10 protein-coding genes and 2 pseudogenes are annotated in these 13,819 nt (G+C 66.2%); 5 read left to right on the plus strand and 7 right to left on the minus strand.

The genetic code is table 11. The annotated features are described in order from the left end of the window. Positions 1–4 precede the first annotated feature (4 nt). The 6 genes from ABDW49_RS18655 to hpnA are packed head-to-tail and all read right to left on the minus strand — an operon-like array spanning position 5 to position 7,703. Positions 5–682: a phosphorylase gene (locus ABDW49_RS18655; RefSeq protein WP_343613829.1), complete on the minus strand. Its 678-nt coding sequence runs from the start codon at positions 680–682 to the stop codon at positions 5–7. Beyond that, positions 670–2,628 (minus strand): squalene--hopene cyclase, encoded by a 1,959-nt coding sequence (shc, locus tag ABDW49_RS18660; protein ID WP_343613832.1) that lies wholly within the window; start codon positions 2,626–2,628, stop codon positions 670–672. Before shc ends, ABDW49_RS18655 begins: the two co-directional genes overlap by 13 nt. Continuing rightward, positions 2,625–3,902, minus strand: a complete 1,278-nt coding sequence (gene hpnE / locus ABDW49_RS18665) for a hydroxysqualene dehydroxylase HpnE (protein ID WP_343613834.1) — start codon at positions 3,900–3,902, stop codon at positions 2,625–2,627. The genes shc and hpnE overlap by 4 nt, the downstream gene beginning before the upstream one ends. Positions 3,903–3,904: 2 nt before the next feature. Then, positions 3,905–4,747 (minus strand): presqualene diphosphate synthase HpnD, encoded by an 843-nt coding sequence (gene hpnD / locus ABDW49_RS18670; RefSeq protein ID WP_343613836.1) that lies wholly within the window; start codon positions 4,745–4,747, stop codon positions 3,905–3,907. Beyond that, positions 4,744–6,702: a squalene synthase HpnC gene (gene hpnC / locus ABDW49_RS18675; RefSeq protein ID WP_343613838.1), complete on the minus strand. Its 1,959-nt coding sequence runs from the start codon at positions 6,700–6,702 to the stop codon at positions 4,744–4,746. The genes hpnD and hpnC overlap by 4 nt, the downstream gene beginning before the upstream one ends. Beyond that, positions 6,699–7,703 carry a hopanoid-associated sugar epimerase gene (gene hpnA / locus ABDW49_RS18680; RefSeq protein WP_343613840.1) on the minus strand — a complete coding sequence of 335 codons (1,005 nt, stop codon included), beginning with the start codon at positions 7,701–7,703 and terminating at the stop codon, positions 6,699–6,701. Before hpnA ends, hpnC begins: the two co-directional genes overlap by 4 nt. A gap of 178 nt (positions 7,704–7,881) precedes the next feature. Here hpnA and hpnI point away from each other — a divergent pair, with 178 nt between their 5' ends. From hpnI to ABDW49_RS18700, 4 genes and pseudogenes are all read left to right on the plus strand, one after another. Next, on the plus strand, positions 7,882–9,072 hold the full coding sequence (gene hpnI / locus ABDW49_RS18685; protein WP_343613842.1) for a bacteriohopanetetrol glucosamine biosynthesis glycosyltransferase HpnI: 1,191 nt from the start codon (positions 7,882–7,884) through the stop codon (positions 9,070–9,072). A 7-nt stretch (positions 9,073–9,079) separates the two neighbouring features. Next, positions 9,080–10,523 (plus strand): annotated as a pseudogene (hpnJ, locus tag ABDW49_RS18690) (hopanoid biosynthesis associated radical SAM protein HpnJ). A 62-nt stretch (positions 10,524–10,585) separates the two neighbouring features. Beyond that, a complete protein-coding gene (hpnK, locus tag ABDW49_RS18695) occupies positions 10,586–11,503 on the plus strand; it encodes a hopanoid biosynthesis-associated protein HpnK (protein WP_343614385.1) in 918 nt (305 codons plus the stop codon). Beyond that, on the plus strand, positions 11,500–12,630 hold the full coding sequence (locus ABDW49_RS18700; RefSeq protein ID WP_343613844.1) for a VacJ family lipoprotein: 1,131 nt from the start codon (positions 11,500–11,502) through the stop codon (positions 12,628–12,630). The genes hpnK and ABDW49_RS18700 overlap by 4 nt, the downstream gene beginning before the upstream one ends. Positions 12,631–12,715: 85 nt before the next feature. Here ABDW49_RS18700 and ABDW49_RS18705 read toward each other — a convergent pair. Then, a pseudogene (locus tag ABDW49_RS18705) lies at positions 12,716–13,426 on the minus strand (lysylphosphatidylglycerol synthase domain-containing protein); the annotation flags it as partial. Between the two features lie 125 nt (positions 13,427–13,551). Between ABDW49_RS18705 and ABDW49_RS18710 the strand changes: the two are divergent. Then, positions 13,552–13,749, plus strand: a complete 198-nt coding sequence (locus ABDW49_RS18710) for a hypothetical protein (protein ID WP_343613846.1) — start codon at positions 13,552–13,554, stop codon at positions 13,747–13,749. Positions 13,750–13,819 lie beyond the last annotated feature (70 nt).

Raw genomic sequence — 13,819 nt, forward strand, 5'->3', positions numbered from 1 at the left:
AATTTTACCGCAGATCGAACCCCAGCCGCCCCTGCACCTTCTTCAGCGCGCGGCCAAACTGGCCATAGGCCTTGGCAAAGCCGCTGACCGTGGTCATCAGATTGGGCAACTGCCCCGGCTGCTTGAGGATCGAGCCGATCACCGCGCCATAATTCACCCCGCCATCCGGCTTCATCGCCAGAGCAATGGCAGGCGGCAGATTGACTTCGCTGAGATCCGAAATGCTGCGCAGGATGGCAAAGGGAATGCCCGCATCGGCGGCAGCCTGAGCGGCAATATGGCTCTCCATATCCACCGCCAGAGCCGCGCTGCGCCCGGCGCGCTCATTCTTGCTGCGATGGTCGGCGAAGAAGCGGCCATCGGCATGCATCGCGCCCACTTTCGCGGTGGGGATCATGCTGCGCAGCGCCTTCACCCAGGCCTCGTCGCAATCGCCGGCAAAGCCGCCGATCAGCCGCGAGCCGATGATCATGTCGCCCAGCTTCATATGCCGGTCGATGGCGCCCGCCATGCCGAAGCTGATGATGCCCGCGGCATGCGGCGCCATCTCGGCAAGCTGCGCACGCAGGCGCTCGGGGTCGGAGCCCCCGGCCACCACCGTCACGCCCAGACCCTTGACCAGATCGCCCTCGCGCAGCGTGCCGGTCACCGCGATCACCGGCTTGTCATTTACATCCCCCACGCGGTGCGCTCCGAATTCGAGTCCGACAGATTGCGGTAACGCGCCAGCGCCCAGAGCGGGAAATAGCGCGGATAACCATGATAACGCAGATAAAAGACGCGCGGGAAGCCGCCGCCGGTGTAGACCTCCTGCCCCCACAGACCGTCCTCGGCCTGATTGGCGAGCAGCCATTCCACACCCTTGGCCACCGCTGGCGAGCGGGCCTCACCCACCGCCATCAGCCCCAGCAGCGCCCATGCCGTCTGCGATGCGGTGGAGGCAGCGAATTCATGCCCCTTGCGGTCCAGCGCATAGGAATCGCAGCTTTCGCCCCAGCCGCCGTCCTCGTTCTGAACGCTCTTCAGCCAGTTGACGGCGCGGGCGACCATCGGATGATCGGCATCCAGCTCGGCCCGGCCCAGCGCGCAGAGCACCGACCATGTGCCGTAGATATAGTTCACACCCCAGCGGCCGAACCACGAACCATCAGGCTCCTGCTCCTTTTCCAGCCACGCCAGAGCGGCCTTCATGCGCGGGCTGTCCAGCTCGCCCATCTGCGCCAGCATCGACACGACGCGCGCCGACACATCCGCCGTGGGCGGATCGAGCAGCGCGCCATGATCGGCAAAGGGCAGATTGTTGAGGTAGAATTTGTCATTATCGGCGTCGAAAGCGCCGAAACCGCCATCATGGCTCTGCAGGCCCAAAGTCCATTCGGCGCCGCGTGCGATCGCCTCGGCATCCTTGCCGCCGCGCACACCGGCAGCGCGATCCATCGCCATCACCACCACGGCGGTGTCGTCGAGATCGGGATAGTAATCGTTGCCATACTGGAAGGCCCAGCCGCCGGGGCGGACATCGGGGCGCTGCTCGGCCCAGTCGCCCACCGTATCGAGGATCTGGCGTTCGCCCAGCCAATCCAAGGCCGCATACGCCTGCTCGACAGCCTTGGGCGTGCCCACCTCCAGCATGGCATGGGCGGCCAGCGCCGTATCCCACACCGGGCTGACGCAGGGCTGGCAGTAAGCCTCATCATCCTTGATGACGAGCAACTTCTCGACCGAGTGACGGGCGATGGCGCGATGCGGATGGTCGGGCGCGTAGCCCAGCACATCATACATCATCACGCTGTTGGCCATGGCGGGATAGATCGCGCCCAGACCGTCCTCGCCGTTCAGACGCTCGGTCACCCAGGCGGCGCACAGGTCGATGGCGCGGCGGCGCATCTTCTTGGGCCAGTGGTTCTCGAAGCGCTTGAGGCCCCAGTCGAGCACCTCGAAGCCGGTCTTCCAGACGCGATGCACATGGGCGGCCTGAGAGGTCAGCCCGGCAGGGTTGCCGGAGTAAAGCTCATCCACCTTGATGCCGCGCTTGTTCTTCGCCAGCGGGCGCAAGGCGCACAGCACCAGCAGCGGCACCACCACGGTGCGCGCCCAATAGCTCATCTTGAGCAGATGGACCGGGAACCACTTGGGCGCCAGAATCAGCTCGGGCGGTATGGTCGGCACCACCTGCCAGCTTCCAGCGCCGAACAGCGCGAGCTGGATCTTGGTGAAGACATTGGCCCGCTCGGCGCCGCCCGCCTTCAGCACGGCGGCGCGGGCGCGGGCCATATGGGGCGCGTCCACATCGTCGCCGATCATTTTCAGCGCATAATACGCCTTGATCGTGGCCGAAATGTCGAAGCCGCCATCATGGTACAGCGCCCAGCCGTCATGCACGCTGCTCTGGATACGGCGCAGATAGGTGCCGATTTTGGCCTCCAGCACCAGATCGTCGGGCTCGCCCAGGTAGTGGCGCAGCAGGATATATTCGCTGGGGATCGTGCAATCGGCTTCCAGCTCATAGACCCAGTGGCCGTCGCCCTGCTGCTCGGCGCCGAGGCGATGGGCGCCGCGCGCGATGCCTTCATCCAGCGCGTTGCGGGTCAGCGTATCGGCATTGGTATCGGTTTGGGGGGTACTCATCGCCCGCGCCCATAGACCAGTCGCTGCCCCAAGACCAGACGCGCCGCCGAATCGCCGCTGCGCAGGGCGCCCTCGATGGTGGCGGGAAGGCCGGTATCGACCCAGTCACCGGCCAGAAAAAGGTTGGTGAAAGCGGTGCGCTGTTTGGGCCGCAGCCGCTCCTGCGCCGGGGTGGCGGCAAAGGTGGCGCGCTTTTCCTTCACGATCTGCCATGGCGGCAGAGGCGTGTCCGCAGGCAGGCCCAGAGCCTGCGCCACCTCGGCCCAGATGATGCGGGCCAGCTCCTCGCGCGGGGTGTCGACCAGCCGGTCGGCGGCGGAGATGGTGACCGACACGCGGTCGGGATGGGTGAAGAGCCATTCGCTGGTGGCGTTGATCAACCCCAGCATCTCAGGCGCACCCTTGGGCAGCGCAATCGCGAAATGGGCGTTGACGATGGCACGATGATCGTCGGGCACGGTGAGGCCCGGCACCAGATCGCCCGCCACCCATGCGGGCACGGCCAGCACCACGGCGGCATCGGGGGCAACCGCTTCCTCGCCATCGGCCCAGATCAGGGCGGAGACGCGATTCGCTTCGGTCTTGATGGCTTTGAGGCGGCGCCCGGTGGCCAGATAACAGCCCTTGCCGCCCAGCCATGCGATGGCAGGATCGATAAAGGCCGCGCCAAGCGTGGGCATGGCAATACGCGGCGCGCTGGCAAGGCCGCCCTTGGCCAAGGTTTCCTTCAGCACATTGGCGGCCAGCACCGCGCTGGAACTGGCCACATCGGTGTTGAGCACCGCCAGCAGCACCGGGGCCAGCATGCGGTCCCACACCGGGCCCTTGGTGGCGATCAGATCGCCGATGGTCTGCTCGCCCTTGCCCAGCAGCAGTTTGCCCAAGGGCAGGTAATCGGCGATGCCGGTGCCCGGAATGCGGCGGCTCGACACGGCGACCCACCATGGCAGAGCGCCATCGTTGATGCGCAAGTTCCAGCGCTCGCCAGTGACCAGATCGGCGAAGGCGAAATCGGCATGCTTCGGCCCGGCCAAAGGTTCATGCGCGCCGATGCGCTCGCGGAAGACTTTGACCGCCGGATTGCTGGCCAGCACCAGATGGTTGCCATTGTCGATGGTCAGCCCCAGCGAGGGGTCGAAATAGCTGCGGCAGCGCCCGCCAGCCCGCGCCGCCGAATCGCTGAGCGATACCGCAAGCCCGGCCTCGGCCAGCAAAGTGGCGGCGTTCAACCCGGCGAGGCCTGCGCCGACCACATGCGCGCGCGCGAATCCCACTGTCAGCCCCATACGCTGAAGCGGATCAGCGCCAGCACCAGCCGCAGTTTCGAGGTTTTCACCCGCACACGCGGGGCGTTCCAGCCCGCCGCCACCATGCGCTTCAAGAGGCGCGCATAGGCGCTCTCCATCAGGCGCGGGGCGATCAGATGGCCCTTGGGGCGGCTTTTGAGGATCAGCGCTGCCTCGTCGAAATGCTTTTGGGCCTTGGGGGCCAGCCAGCGGGCGGCGGCATCCAGATTGGGCTCGGTCACCAACGTCTCGGGTGAGGCAGGCGTGATGCCTGCGGCGCGCAAGGCCTCGATAGGCAGATAGACGCGGCCGATCCCGGCATCCTCGTCGATATCGCGCAGGATGTTGGTGAACTGCAGCGCGCGGCCCAGATGGTGGGAGAGTTCCACACCCACCTTGCGCTCCATGCCGAAGACATTGACCGACAGACGCCCTACGGCACTGGCTACACGGTCGCAGTAGAGGTCGAAATCTGCGAAGGAGGGCCAGCGGACATCGCCATCGACATCGGTGCGCATGCCCTCGATCACGGCGAGGAAATCCTCCTGCTGCAGATCGAAATCGCGCACGGCCTGCGCGAGGAAAGCCGCCACGCCGGGCTCACCGCCATGATAGAGCGCCTGGATGCCCGACACCCATTCATCCAGCGCCGCACCGCGCTGGTCGGCGGGGGTCTGCTGGTCGTCGGCGATATCGTCCACCATGCGGCAGAAGCCGTAGATGGCGAACATCGCTTCACGCTCGGTCTTGGGCAGGATACGCATGCCGGCGTAAAAGCTGCTGCCCGAGACCTTGGCCTGCAGATCCTGCATCGTCAGAGGAGCGGTGGTCATCGGGAAATCCTTGAAATGCTGTTGCGCGCCACGGCGGTCAGGGCCAGCCAGGCCGCCCTGCCCTTGCCGTGATGCACCGTGTCAGCCAGCGGATCGCGGGCGAGCAGCATCCGCGTCAGATCCTCGGCCAGAGTTTGAATGATCGCCACTTCGGCGGAGAGGCGCGCGTCGCGGATCACGCGGGAGAAAGCGGCGCTCTGGCGCAGCAACCCTTGCGTCTTTTCGGCCAGCAGGCGGATCACGCCCAGCAGCCGGGGATCGGCACGATCGCGGCCCAGCGCAGCCTCATCCAGCCCCACGGCGTTGAGCATCGGCACGGGGATATAGACCCGGTCGATGCCACGATAATCCTTGCCGCAATCCTGAAGGTGGTTGATCACCTGCAGCGCGGCGCAGAGCGCATCGTTCATCGCCCAGGTGGCGCGATCCTCACCATGCACATCGAGCACAAAGCGGCCCACCGGCATGGCCGAGAGGCGGCAATAGCCGATCAGCCCTTCCCAATCCTCGTAACGGTTGACGCGGCAGTCCTGCACAAAAGCGTCGAGCAGATCATGGGCATGGGCCAGATCGATGCCGCGTTCCCGGCAGACATCGCCCAGCGCCATGGCCTCGGGGCTGCCCTTGCCCTCCAGTCCGGCGCGCATATGGGCGAGCAGGCGCAGCTTTTCGGCAGAGGAAGTGCTTTCGTCATCCGCCACATCGTCCGAGGCGCGGGCGAAGCGGTAATAGGCCATGATCGGCGCGCGCGCATCGGGGCGCACCAGCCAACTGGCGACGGGGAAGTTTTCGCCCTTATGGTCCTTGCCGCTGGCGAGGTCCGAGGCCTTGAGGGTCATTTCAGTCATCTCGCGGCTTGCGCCCGCCCTTTCCACATGCCCCCCCCGGCCCCGGTAATAGGCCTGCGCCGAATACAGCGTGCAGCCCAGATAGAACAGCGCCACCAGCGGCAGCGCCACCACCCACAGCGATGAGCGGCGATAGAAAGCCAGCACCGGCAGGTAAAGCGCCAGCATCAGCCCGCAGGCAAGGCCCCCGCCCCAGCCCGCGACACCGATCTGCGTGAAAGCCAAAGCCCAAGGCGCCAGAAACACCAGCGCCAGCCCCAGCACGGTCATCACCAGCAGCGCGGGGTTGTAGCGCAATTGCGCATAGGCGCTGCGGGCGATCATCATGCCGATCTCGCGCCAGCCGGAGTAGGGCCGGATCGAGCGGCTGCGGTCGGTGAGGCCCAGCCAGATCGGCCCGGTCTTCTTGATCAGGCCACCCAAGGTGCAGTCATCGATCAGCGCGCCGCGCATGGCGGCGATGCCGCCCGCCTCTTCCAGAGCCTTGCGCTCCACCAGCACGCAGCCGCCCGCCGCGCCTGCGATGGGGCCTTTGCGGTTCACCCAGTTGAAGGGGTAGAGCATCATAAAGAACCAGATAAACGCCGGGATCAGCAGCTTTTCGGCCCAGGTATCGCAATGCAGCTTGGCCATAAAGGAGACCAAACGCCGCCGCCCGCCCAGCGCGATGCCCACCAGCGTGCGCAGCGTATCGGGGGCATGCGCGATATCGGCATCGGTCAGCCAGAGGAACTGCGGCGCCCCGGCCTGAGCAATCCCCTGATGCACCGCCCACAGCTTGCCCGTCCAGCCGGCAGCCAGCGGTTGCCCGCTGATCACCGTGAGGCGATCCGAGCCCAGAGCGCGGGCGATATCACCGGTGCCGTCTGAGGAATTGTCATCCACCAGCACGATGCGGAACGGCCCCGGATAATCCTGCGCCGCAAGGCTGCCGATCGAGCGGGCGATCACATCGGCCTCATCGCGCGCGGGCACCACGGCGACCACCTCGGGCCAGACATCGGGCCGGGCCAGCGGGGCGTTGGTGTCACGCTCGCGGCAGGTCCAGAAGCCGGTCAGCGTCAGGCCGATCCAGATCGCCGCCACCAGAAGGCCGAGCAGGGTCATCGAATCATGCCCGCATCGCGGAACCAGTCCACGGCATCACGCAGCGCTTCGAGATAAGGCCGGGCATGATAGCCCAGCTCCACCTGAGCGCGCGCGCTGGAATAGAACATGCGGTGCCGCGCCATCCGCAGCGAATCGAGGGTAACGAAAGGCTCCTTGCCGGTCAGCATCCCGCCCAGCTCGGCCACAGCGGCAATCGGGAAGAGCGGCGCGATGGGCAGCTTCACGCCCGGAGGCTTGCGGCCCACCAGAGCGGCAATATCCGCCAGCATCTGGCCCAGAGTCACATCCTGTCCGCCCAGCACATAGCGGCGCCCGATCTGGCCTTTGCTTTCAGCCAGCAGGTGACCGCGCGCCACATCATCGACATGGACAAGGTTCATCCCCGTATCGACATAGGCCGGCATCTTGCCATTGGCGGCCTCCACCACCACGCGCCCGGTCGGCGTGGGGCGCACATCGCGCGGGCCAATGGGCGTGGAGGGGTTGACGATCACGGCAGGCAGGCCCTGTTTGGCCACCATCTCCTCGACCAGCCTCTCGGCCACCACCTTGCTGCGCTTGTAGGCACCGGTGGCCTGCTCCGGCGTGGCGGGATGATTCTCGTTCGACACCGCGTCATCGAGCGGCAGCAGCGTCGCCACGCTGGAGGTGTAGACCACGCGGGTCACGCCAGCCTTCAGCGCGGCGCCCATCACCGCCTGGGTCATGGTCAGATTGTTGCGCACGATCTCTTCGGGGTCGCGCGCCCAGAGGCGATAATCCGCCGCCACATGGAACAGCGCGCCCGCGCCCTGCATCGCCTTGGCCACGGCGGCCTCGTCGCGCAGATCGGCCTCTACCAGTTCGCCGGGGAAATCCGCCAGATTGGCGCGCGGCGACGAGCCGCGCACCACGCCGCGCACCTTGCGGCCCTGCGCCGCCAGAGTGCGCGCCACGGCGCTGCCAAGAAAGCCGGCGACGCCGGTTACCACGGTGATAGAAGGATCTGGAGCAGTCACAGCGCGGCCTCCTAAAGGCTTTTATGCGGCATGCAAAGCAGCTAGATTTTGTCGCTGTCGCATCGTTTTTGCGAAAAACCGGTTCCCACTTTTTCGCACGATGCCCTTTTATCGCTGCCGCATCGTTTTTGCGAAAAACCGGTTCCCACTTTTTCGCACGATGCTCTAAGGGCGCGCCATGCACGGGATTCAGGCCATCGGTGTTACGCTCGCCGCCCTTTCGGGGGTGGGGTCGGCGTATCAACTGGCGCTGGTCCATGCGATCCGGCGATTCTTTGCGCAACCCGCGCCGCAACCCGCGCCGCAAGCCGCGCAGGCCGAGCCGGTGACTTTGCTCAAACCGCTCTATGGCGCCGAGCCAAAGCTGGCCGTCAATCTCGCCACCTTTCTGGCGCAGGATCATGACGCGCCGGTGCAGATGGTCTGCGGCATCAACACGCCCGAGGACTCGGCCCGCTCCGCCGTCGAATGGCTGGTGGCGCGCCATCCCCGCGCCGATATCGCGCTCAATCCGGGGCCGCGCCTGCCCGGCGCCAATGGCAAGATCGGCAATCTGGCCGCGATGATGCCGCTGGCCAAACACGATATATTGATCCTCTCGGACAGCGATATGGTGGTGCAGCCTGACTATCTCGCCACCGTCACCGCCGCTCTGGCCCAGCCGGGCGTGGGGCTGGCCACCTGCCTCTATATCGGGCGCGGCGATGCCGGAGCGTGGAGCGAGATCGGCGCGGCGATGATCTCCTTCCAGCAGACCCCCAACATGATTTTCGCGCTGGCGCATGGTCTCGCCCAGCCCTGCATGGGATCGACCATCGCCCTGCGGCGGGAGACTCTCGACGCCATCGGCGGGTTTGAAGCTTTTGCCGATGTGCTGGCCGACGATCACGCCATGGGCGCCGCAGTCACCGCGCAAGGCCTGAAGATTGCCGTGCCGCCGATCCTGCTTGACCATGCTGGCGATGAGGCGACTCTGGCGCAGCTCTGGCGCCATTTCCTGCGCTGGGCGGTGACGATCCGCGATCTCAATCCGGGGGGGCATGTCGGGTCCGTGGTGACCCAACCGCTGCCGCTCGCCCTGCTCGCCCTGCCCTTCGCGCCTGCCGCCGGCACCATCGCCTTGTGTGGCGCCATCGCCACACGGTTCGCCGTCGCTTTCGCCATTCGTCGTACAGCGCGCAGAAAGGCGGCTCCGCTATGGTGCATCGCGGCGGGCGATGTGCTAGGCTTCGCCATCTTTTGCGTCAGCCTGATCGCTCGAAAGATTGATTGGCGCGGCGCAAGCCTTACAATGACCGAGAATGGACGCATCCGGCATGCTCCTGAGCGCGAGATCCGCGCAAAGGCCGGACCCGCCCCACAGCAATGAGAGACAAATGAAGCGGACCCTTTTCCTCCAGGCCCCCTCCTTTGACGGCTATGACGGCGGTGCCGGCGCGCGTTACCAGATGAAGCGCGAAGTCAAGAGCTTCTGGTACCCCACCTGGCTGGCCCAGCCCGCCGCCATGGTCGAGGGTTCCAAGCTGATCGACGCCCCCGCTCACGACCTGAGCTGGGACGATATCGCGCATGAGTTCGACGATCGCGATCTGGTCATCCTGCACACCAGCACCCCCAGCTTCGGGCAGGACATCCGCACGGCGGAACTGATCAAGGCGCGCAACCCGAACATCCAGATCGCCTTCGTCGGCGCCAAGGTGATGATCGAGGACGAAAAGAGCCTGAAGGCCTGCAACGCCATCGATCTGGTCTGCCGCGAAGAGTATGATTTCACCTGCGTCGATCTGGCCAATGGCCTGCCGCTCGCCGAAATCGACGGCATCACCTGGCGCGCCGCCGATGGCTCCATCGTGCGCAACAAGGACCGCAAGATGGTGGAGGACATGGATGTCTTCCCCATGGTCTCGCCGATCTACAAGCGCGACCTCAACCCGGTGAAGTATTTCGGTGGCTATCAGCGCCACCCCTATGTCAGCTTCTACACGGGCCGTGGCTGCAAGAGCCGCTGCACCTTCTGCCTGTGGCCGCAGACCATCTCGGGCCACAACTATCGCTATCGCAGCGTGCCCAAGGTGATCGAAGGTGAAGTACATCCTCGAGAACATGCCTGAGGTGAAGGAAATCTTCTTCGACGACGACACGCTGGCCGACGCGCACAAGCATGTGGTCGAGCTGTCGCGCGAAATGCGCAAGCTGGGCTTCGGCACCAAGGGCTTCGACATCACCTGGGGCTGCAACGCCAAGGCCAACGTGCCTTACGATGTGCTCAAGGAAATGAAGGCGGGCGGCTGCCGCGTGCTGCTGGTCGGCTATGAGAGCGGCAACCAGCAGATCCTGCACAACATCAAGAAGGGCCTGCGCACCGATGTGGCGCGCCAGTTCACCAAGGATGCGCACAGCCTGGGGCTGACCATCCACGGCACCTTCATCCTGGGTCTGCCCGGCGAAACGCTGGAGACGATCGAGGAAACGATCAAATACGCCATCGAGCTGAACCCCTACACCATCCAGGTGTCGCTGGCCGCGCCCTATCCCGGCACGTTCCTGTACAAGCAGGCGGTCGAGAACAACTGGTTCGACGGCAGCGACCATCTGCTGACCGATGGCGGCAACCAGATCGCCCAGCTCTCCTATCCGCATCTCTCCTCCGCCGTCATCTTCGACAAGGTGGAAGAGTTCTACAAGCGCTACTACTTCCGCCCGCGCAAGATCGCCCAGATCGTGGGTGAGATGGTGCGCGACTGGGATATGATGAAGCGCCGCCTGCGCGAGGGCGTGGAATTCTTCGACTTCCTGCGCCGCAGAAAGGAAGCAGCCTGAGCACCAGCCGGGGGGCAGGACGCGAACATCAGGCGCCGGGAGGCAACGGGGGGGCCCGGTCGCTGAAACGCCTTGTTGTCACCGCTGACGATTTCGGCGCCGCGATCGCGGTGAACGAAGCGGTGGAACGCGCCCATGTCGATGGCATCCTCACCGCCGCCAGCCTGATGGTGGCCGGTGAGGGCGCCGCCGACGCGGTGGAGCGTGCGAAGCGTCTGCCAAACCTCGGCGTGGGGCTGCATGTGGTGCTGGTCGATGGCCAGCCCATGCTGCCGCCCGAGCAGATCCCCGCGCTGGTCGGGCCCGATGGCTGGTTCCAGCCCGATATGGTGAAGACCGCCTTCGCCATCGCCTTCAATCCCGCCGCCCGCGCCCAGATGCGCGCCGAGGTGGCCGCGCAATTCGCCGCCTTCGCCGCCACCGGGCTACCGCTCGACCATGTGAATGCGCACAAGCATTTCCATATGCATCCGATGATCACCTCGGCGATTCTCGATGCCGGAACATCGCTGGGCATTCCCGCAATGCGCGTGCCGGTCGAGCATGGCTCCTCCGGTTTCGGCCCCGCCGCCATGCGCTGGTGGGCCGGGCTTCTGGGCCGCCGTCTGAAGGCGCGCGGTATTATGGTGAACGACCAGGTCATGGGTCTGACCCAGACCGGCGCCTTCACGCCCGAGGCCATGGCCGAGGCGCTGGCCGCCCTGCCCGATGGCCTGACCGAGCTTTACACCCACCCCGCCACGCAGGACGTCTGGCCGGGCAGCGCAGCCGGCTATCGCTATCGCGACGAGCTGGAGGCCCTGATCGCCCCGACGACGCATCAGGCGCTGGCTGCCAATGGGGCAAACATCGGTCCCTTCGCCTGTTTTCAGGATAAATTTCTGCCAACCAAGACCAACGGGAGGCTTGCCCGGAGCGTTGCGCTCGGCGAAGGGGAAGATATCGACCAACGCTCTTCAGTCCGGAAAGCCGCCCGATGATCTTTACCGCTCCGATCGCCGGGCTGGGCCTGATGCTGACGCCCACCAACGCCCCGCTGCCGGAGCAGGCAAGCACCGAGCCGCCCGCCGTGACGGCACCGGCCCCGACGTTGGCATCACCAGCAACGCCGGCACCGGCCGCCCCCACGATCGAGGCGACACCGCCCGCCGCCGCCGTAACGCCGGCCGATGCGCCCCCCGCTCCGGCCGATCCGGCAACCAACCCCGCTGTCACCGCGCTCAAGGCCGAAACCGCCAATCCCGCGCCGCTGGGCACCTGCCACGTCTGCGGACCGGTCTATGCCACGCGCGATCCGCTGATCGGCATGAACCGCGTGTTCTACGCCATCAACCAGCCGATCGACCGCTTCATCTTCCGCCCGCCCGCCATGGTCTACAAGGCAGTGGTGCCCCGCCCGGCGCGCGAAGGCGTGCGCAATGCGCTCTCCAACATCTATTCGCCGGTCACCTTCCTCAACGATGTCGTCCAGTTGCGCCCCAAGCGCGCGCTGAACACGCTGGGGCGCTTCCTGATCAACTCCACGCTGGGCATCGGCGGCCTGTTCGACATCGCCAAGCGCAAGCCCTTCCACCTGCAGGGCCACACCAACAGCTTCAGCAATTCGCTGGCGATGCTGGGCATGACCTCCGGCCCCTATCTCTATCTGCCCTTCATCGGCCCCAGCAGCTTCCGCGACATGCTCGGCGCGGGCGGCGACACCTTCGCCCAGCCCCTGCTGGTCAACCGCGTCTACAGCAGGCAGGAACGCACCGTGGGCAACCCCTTGCGCCCGCGCAAGGTGAGCAGCTTCAGCTCCGCCCTCTCGCTCTCCACCTTCGGCGTGGTGCTGGCGACGCTCAGCGCGCTGGATCGCCGCGCGGAGGCCGATGCGGAGCTGAAGGCGCTCAAGGCCTCGGCGGTCGATCCCTATGTGGCGCTGCGCGAGGCCTATCTGCAAAACCGCGAGGCCGAGATCGCCGCGATCAAGGCCAAGGACGGCCAGGCCGCCCCGGTCGCCGCTTTCGACGATCCGCTGGCCGATCCGGCTGCGCCCAGCACTCCTGATCATCCGCTGCCCGCCACACCGGATCAGAGTCCGGCGAAGGATCAAAGTTCAGCCAAGTAAGGGAGCCTCCGGCGGGCAAAGGGCCATGGCCCTTTGCAATCCCTTTATTTTGGCGACTTGCTCGCTGCGGTGGTGCCGTCGGATTTTAGGGCTGCTTCGCAGCGGGTTTCGCCGTCTGGCCCCGCTTGTATTCCAGCCAGGGCCAGAACAGCAGGCCAGCGCCAAAGCACACATCGCGCAGGCGCAGCACCAGACTGAACGCCAGCGCCGTCGCCGGGTCGATGCCCACCGCAAGACCCGCCAGCACTGCGCCTGCCTCCTGCATGCCAAGGCCTCCGGGTACAAAGAACAGGATCACGCGGGCCGAGGTCGCCGCGCTCTCGATCGCCAGCGCGTTGAACAAGGGCAGCGGCACGCCCATCACCTTGGCCGCCAGCCACACCTGCACGCCCGACAGGCCCCAGCCCACCACATGCAGCGCAATCGCCATCGGCAGGCCCATGCGCTGGCGCTGCAATTCGCGGCGCATCAGATGGATCTCGGCAGCAGCCCGGCGGCCCATGCGGGTCTTGCGCCAACGGGTGTGATGGTCGCTGCGCCGCCACAGGCGCCATGCCAGCAGCAGCACCGCCAAAGCGCCCAGCACCCACAGCGCGCCCGATCCGCCATGATGCGCCTGCCCGATCGCCAGGCCCTGCTTCGCGCCGCCGCGATGCCACCAGCCCCACAGCACCCAGCCCGCCAGCGCCATATAGGGGATCTCGGCGATCACCTCGGCGGCGACATCGAGCACGCGCAGCGCCACCGCCGAACGCCCCCGCCCGCCCAGCAGCACGACAACGCGCGCGCCGATCGCCTCGCCAAGGCCGGGGGGGGAAGATCAGCAGATTATGCCCGGCATCGCGGGTCAGGCGCGCGATCAGGCTGGCGCGGAAGGGAATGCCCACCTTCAGCGCCTGCTGAGCGCAAGTGCAGACCAGAATGGCGATGAACTGCACCGGCAGCGTCACCGCCACCGCCCATGGGTCGATGCGATGGATGGCATCGACGAACAGCTCTCGCAGACCGGGGTTGGCCAGCACGCCTGCCGCCAGCCCGGCCAGAATCAGCAAGGGCACCGCCAGCGCGGCCCAGCGTTTGGCGGGGCTGGCGGATTTGGCGGGCGGGGCAAGCGTTTGATCCATGGCGCCCCTCTAGGCTCACCGATGGCGGATGGTCAAACAGGTGGCGTTACGGTGTGTCCATCCTG

It is taken from the genome of Novosphingobium sp. (assembly GCF_039595395.1).
Classification (GTDB): domain Bacteria; phylum Pseudomonadota; class Alphaproteobacteria; order Sphingomonadales; family Sphingomonadaceae; genus Novosphingobium.